This is a genomic window from Petrotoga halophila DSM 16923 (assembly GCF_002924615.1).
This window is the reverse complement of the sequence record NZ_JALY01000108.1, coordinates 1-3237: the sequence shown is the minus strand read 5'-3', so window position 1 is coordinate 3237 and position 3237 is coordinate 1. Positions and strand designations below refer to the sequence as shown.

General features: G+C 35.4%; 3 protein-coding genes. All 3 read left to right on the top strand.

Annotation, left to right across the window (positions count from 1 at the left end; genetic code table 11):
* Positions 1–188 precede the first annotated feature (188 nt).
* A complete protein-coding gene (locus AA81_RS04845; protein WP_103079153.1) occupies positions 189–1502 on the top strand; it encodes an ABC transporter substrate-binding protein in 1314 nt (437 codons plus the stop codon).
* 94 nt (positions 1503–1596) lie between these two features.
* Entirely contained in the window at positions 1597–2469 is an 873-nt protein-coding gene (locus AA81_RS04840; RefSeq protein WP_103898383.1) for a carbohydrate ABC transporter permease, read from the top strand.
* 16 nt (positions 2470–2485) lie between these two features.
* Positions 2486–3237 (top strand): carbohydrate ABC transporter permease (locus AA81_RS04835; protein ID WP_103898382.1); only part of this gene is annotated, 752 nt, incomplete at its 3' end.

Genomic DNA, 3237 nt, shown 5'->3' with positions numbered 1-3237 from the left:
ATTAATGATAACACAACTTACTAGAGAAAATAGTAAAAAACAAGAAAAGAACTTTGAAAGTATCTATCGCTTAATAAAACTTTATACTTCCTTATATTTCACAAATAAAAATAAAGTACTATTGAAGTACAAAAACTTGTTAAGTATAGTGTTTAAATAGTTTCAAAAATTTATTGGAGGTGAGTTTTGTGAAAAGGTTGGTTATGTTTGTATTTATGGTTTCTTTGTTAGGTGTTTTGTCTTTTCCTGTTACCATAGAATTTTGGCATGCGATGAGTGGAGACAGGATAGCTTTGATCGAAGATATTGTGAGTGATTTTGAAGAGGCTTATCCAGACATAAATGTAAATGCGCAATATTCAGGAAGTTATCCTGAAACGTTGAATAAGCTTGTTGCAGCGGTACAATCTGGGAACGCACCACACATAGTTCAGATTTACGAAATAGGTACAAGACTGATGATAGACAGCGGAGTTATCGTTCCTGTGCAAGATTTACTTGATCAAGACGATTCTTATGATGTAGGTGTTTTGTTGGAACCAATATTAAATTACTACAAAGTTGATGGAAAGTTGTACTCTATGCCTTTCAATTCATCTACCGCTTTGTTGTATTACAACAAAACACTCTTTGAAGAGGCAGGCTTAGACCCAAATAGACCTCCTCAAACCTACGAAGAACTGTTAGAATACTCCAGAATTTTAACAAAGAAAGACTCAAATGGAACTACTGTTCAATACGGTTTAACTTGGCCCACCCATTCATGGATAATTGAACAACTTATGGCTGCCGCTGATGCACCACTTGTTAACAACGATAACGGAAGAACCGCCAGAGCAACAGAGGCTGTTTTCAATAGTGAAGCAGGTTTAAAAATATTTGAACTGTTTGATCAGTTGAACGAAGAAGGTTTAATTCTTAACACAGCTAGGGAAGATTGGAACGCTGCTGGACAAAATTTTGTCTCAGGCAGAGCAGCTATGAATTTCTTTTCCACATCTGATGTAAAGGTTTTTCAAGAAGGGTTAGAAAGTAATGGCTACGAGTTAGGTACAGCCTTTTTGCCTGTTCCGGATATAAGTGTCAGTGGAGGTCCAGTTATTGGTGGAGCAAGCTTATGGTTGATAGCCGGACACCCAGATGAAGAAACAAAAGCTGCCTGGGAATTTATGAAGTTTGTCAATCGTGAAGATCAACAAATAAGATGGCACCAAGGTACAGGGTATTTCCCAGTAAGAAAAGATGCCATTCAAAGGTTGCACTATGAAGAGTTTTATGCCGAGAACCCAAATTACTTCACTTCGTTGTTACAACTATTGTTAGCTAAAAGAGATTTCAACTCAGCTGGAGCGATTATTGGAGTATTCCCTGAAACCCGAGAGACTATAGAAATAGCATATGAGAGAATGGTTGATGGGCAAATGACACCTGAAGAGGCATTGAGTTGGGCTGAAAACCAAGTGACAGAATTAATCCAAGAATATAACGAATTCTATCAATAACCTATCAATAACCACTCTAAGATAATTCTATAATTTCACATATTATTAATCCAAGGAAGAATTTTCTTCCTTGGATTTTTAGGAGGAAAATAATATGAAGTGGGGAAAATATACACCTTATCTTTTGCTTACACCTACACTAATAATTATTGCCCTTTTTATATATTGGCCCGCAGTCAACTCCTTTCTAATGAGTTTTTACAAAATATCACCATTTGGCAATAAGAGAATATATGCAGGTTTAGACAACTACATTAAGCTTTTTGAAAATGAGGCATATTGGGATGCTTTAAAGGTTACATTTATATATATAGTTACAACGGTAATAATAGTCGTTATTTTAGGTTACCTTATTGCACAATTACTAGATAATAAGGTCTTTGGGGTAAGAATTTATAGAACTTTAATTTTTGTTCCTTATGTTATTTCCTTTACAATCGGAGGAGCATTGTGGACCTTTATGTTGAACCCAGTAGCAGGGCATGTGAATTATATTTTGTCAAGAATTACAGGAGAAAGTATTAATTGGTTAAATCAAGTGCCATATGCCTTAATTTCAATTATAGTTTCCAGTGTTTGGAAGATGCTGCCTTTTTCGATTATATTTTATCTTGCGGGGTTACAGTCCATATCGGAATCAATAATAGAGAGTTCTCTTATTGATGGAGCGAACGTGTGGCAAAGGATGTGGAAAATAAAATTTCCTATGCTTTCTCCCATTACATTTTACTTAGTTATCATGAATATTACCAATGGAATGTTTCAATCTTTTGGGATCATTGACATTATGACAAGAGGAGGCCCTTTAGGAAGCACCACAACCTTAATTTACAAACTATATCAAGACGCGTTCTTTTTCCAAAAAACAAGTTTAGCAGCTGCAGAAAGTGTTGTTCTATTTATTATTATGTCATTTATCACCTTTCTTTATTTCAGATTTGGTGAGAAAAGGGTTCATTATCAATGAAGGGAGTCAAGCAATAATGAGGAAATCTACCAGAGAAAAAGCGAATTATATTTTTGTGGAATTAGGGTTAATAATTGTATCATTTTTCATGTTTTTACCTTTTATACTGGCAATTTCCATGAGTTTTATGGAACCAACGGAGGTTTTTTCTTATCCACCTAAATTTTTTCCTTCAAGTATCAATTTTAAAAATTACATAGCGGCGATGGACCTCGTTCCAATGGGCAGAATGATGTTTAATTCTTTGCTTGTGGCATCATTTACAACATTAGGAAAGTTAATAACAGGAACATTGGCTGCTTATGCCTTTTCTTCTTTTCGATTTAAAGGAAAGAACATATTGTTTTCCACCCTCTTTGTAACTTTATTTTTGCCTGCTGAAACTGTAATGATTTTACCTTTGTTTATGCTGATGTCAAATCTTGGTTGGGTTAACACTTACTGGGCATTGATAATACCTTTTACCGCGTCTGCCACCAACACCTTTCTATTTAGGCAACATTTTATGACAATCCCTCGCTCTTTAGAGGATGCAGCAAAAATAGATGGTGCTTCAGCTATGCAATATTTTTTCAAGGTGCTTATACCCTTATCTGGACCAATGATCGCTGGAGCGGCTATTATTAATTTTGTTTATGCATGGAATATGTATCTTTGGCCTTTGATAGTTACCATGCAAGACAACATGAGGACGGTGCAGGTTGGTGTGAAAATGATGATCTCAGGAGAGTCCAGTAATAATTGGGGTGTAATAATGGCAGGGACATT